1 protein-coding gene is annotated in these 3,043 nt (G+C 33.6%); it reads left to right on the forward strand.

Going from position 1 to position 3,043, the window contains the following annotated elements:
• Positions 1-171 precede the first annotated feature (171 nt).
• Positions 172-3,024: a TrlF family AAA-like ATPase gene (locus CXF67_RS09050; RefSeq protein ID WP_102088464.1), complete on the forward strand. Its 2,853-nt coding sequence runs from the start codon at positions 172-174 to the stop codon at positions 3,022-3,024.
• Positions 3,025-3,043: the final 19 nt, after the last annotated feature.

The raw sequence follows: 3,043 nt of genomic DNA on the forward strand, positions 1-3,043 counted from the left end.
CCGTGTATAATTAATGGCTGGTTTTAGCTTGCTTACGAAAACCCTCGAGGATTTTCTATTCCGTTTATATTTGCTAAATTAGGTGCTTGAACACGCCACTAATCATACACAAAAACGTTGGCGGTCATGTAAAAAACGAACGGCAAGAACATAACATTGAAAAAAAAATAAATGGATAAAGGAGCACACTTTTTTAGATGCGATTTTCAAGTTCATACACCGAGAGATAGAGGTTGGACAGGAAATAAATTTGGAGTTAAACCAGAAGATTTAGAGTCTTTAACGACAGAGCAAAAAGAACAAATCACATCTGATAGAATCCAATTCAGTAAAGAGTATCTAGAAAAAATTCGAAGTGCAGGTCTAAATGCCGTTGCAATCACAGACCATCATGATGTTGTATCGGTCAAACTAATTAGAAAGGTTGCAGAAGAAGCTAATCAAGCCTTTATTGATGCGTCTCAGTACGATCAAGTGATTAAAATATTTCCAGGAATTGAACTATCACTATCCAACCCAGCTAGTCAATGTATAATTGTTTTTGACTCAGATTTTAGTGATGCCAATCTTGATTCAGTATTAAACTTTTTAGGAATTAATCCGACTAATGAATTCGAGAAATTTACAGTTGAAACTCAAAGAATCTCTCAAGACATAATACATGATTTGGTTCACCTTCATAAGAAGCTTGACGAACTAACATATTGTAAAGGGAAGTATGTATTGCTTCCAAACGTAGGCAATGGTAGTCAGCATTCAATATTAAGACAGGGCTTTCATGAACACTATAGAAAAATGCCATGTGTTGGAGGATATGTTGATAAAGCGATTTCGAATGACTCAGGATATCAAAACAAAATTAATGGTGGAGATGTAAATTATGGAAACAAACCAGTTGCACTTATTTCAACATCTGATAATAGATTTGAAGACGGTCGTGAATTTGGAAAATACTCGACTTGGATAAAATGGGTAGAGCCAACCGCAGAAGCAATCCGTCAAGCATGTTTGGCCAAAGAGTCCAGAATTTCTCAAGAAGAGCCTGAATTACCTCAAATTTTCATTCAATCTATAGATGTAACTACTTCGAAATTCTTAGGAACTTTCAATATCAACTTAAACAGACAATACAATGCACTTATTGGCGGAAGAGGAACAGGTAAATCTACAATTCTTGAGTATTTAAGATGGGGATTGTGTGACCAAACTATTCAAAACTCTGATTTTGATGAATTAAGTATTATAGAAAAAAGGAGAAAAGCTCTTATACAAAAAACACTCTCTGACGTTGGTGGAGAAGTCCGTATAACTATGGTGAAAAATGGAATATTGCATATAGTAAAACGGAACTCACAAACAAGAGAAATATTATTGAAAATTGGTAATGGGGAATTTCAACAAGTCAAAGAGGATGATGTTAGAAAAGTATTACCTATTCAATCCTACAGTCAAAAGCAATTAAGTGATGTTGGTGTAAAAACAGAAGAATTAAAGCGGTTCATTGAGCAACCTATTACCAATAGTTTGGGAACTATTAAATTTCAATTGAGTGAGACGGGAACAAAACTTAAGAATTCTTACAATCAATTAATAAGAAAGAAAGAGATTCAGCAGGAAATTGATAATTTTAATCTTGAATCAAATTCTTTAAATAGTCAAGCTGACAATATCAGAAAATCACTTAGAGGTGTTTCCGAAGCGGATCAGCAAACAATTAATAAAAAATCAAAATATGAAGTAGAGGATACAAAAATCTCTAATTCAAAAAACGAATTACAGATTTTTGAAAACAAAGCGGATGAATTTATAAAACTTTTGGAAACTTATCCTGAGCCTCTAGGAAGTATAAATGACTTGGAAAATAAGACTTTGATTCAAGAAATATCCAATGAAGTAGCCTCTAAATTTTCTGAGATAAAAGCAACTGTTCAAACATTTAAAGAAATTTTTAGTCCTGAAAAATTAGCTAATCTCAATAACAAAATTCAAGAATGGTCTGAGAAGAAAGTGGCTTTTGAAGTTGCATATGAACAAGCCAAGAACAACTCTCAATCAAGCCAACAGCAATTATTAGAGATTCAAAATATTGAGAAAAGAATTAGTGAGATTAGTAAAATAATCTCTGATAGAACCCTACTAATAAAAGAGATTGGTACACCAGAAGAAGAATTTGAGACTCAAAGGCTTAATTGGCTTAAATATCATAAGGAAAAGGTTTCACTTTTAAATGAACAAGCCTTAAAATTCACGGAACTTTCTAAAAACCTTATAAAAGCAGAGGTTACAAAAAGTATAAATATTTTGCCATTTAAGAACCAGCTCAAAAGCATTTTTGAAGGAACACGAATAAGAGAAGAAAGAATAGATGCCATTATTGATAGCATTAAGGAATCAGTTGACCCAGTTGGAGAATACACAGATATTCTTGAAGAGTTTAGATTGTTAGCTGAACTAAAGGTTTCCGAAGATAAAACATTGGCAATTCCTGAAACACCAAAATTAAGTAGCTGTGGGTATAGTGAGGAACACAAAGCAAAACTCTGTAACAAGTTAACTACTGATGATTGGCTAAGACTTTCTGCTAGTGAATTGGAATTTAATCCTGAATTCTTTTACACAACCAATAATCAACTAGGAGATGTCATTCCATTTAGAGAAGCCTCTGCAGGTCAGCAGGCGACTGCACTGCTTACTGTTCTTCTAAATCAACCCGGAATCCCTCTTCTGATAGACCAACCCGAGGATGATATTGACAATAGAGCAATCGATCAAATAATTAGAAACATTTGGGATGCAAAGAAAAAAAGACAACTAATTTTTACTAGCCACAATGCAAACCTTGTTGTAAACGGCGATGCAGAGCTTGTGATTTGTTGCGACTATAAAGATTCTACTAGTCAAACTAGAGGAATTATTAAAGAAGAAGGAGCAATTGACAAAAAGTTAGTTAGAAATGAAATCACATCAGTAATGGAAGGTGGAGAAAAAGCATTTAAGCTTCGAAAAGACAAGTATGGATTCTAAAATAAAAACACGAACCGCC

It is taken from the genome of Psychroflexus sp. MES1-P1E (genome assembly GCF_002836055.1).
Classification (GTDB): domain Bacteria; phylum Bacteroidota; class Bacteroidia; order Flavobacteriales; family Flavobacteriaceae; genus Psychroflexus.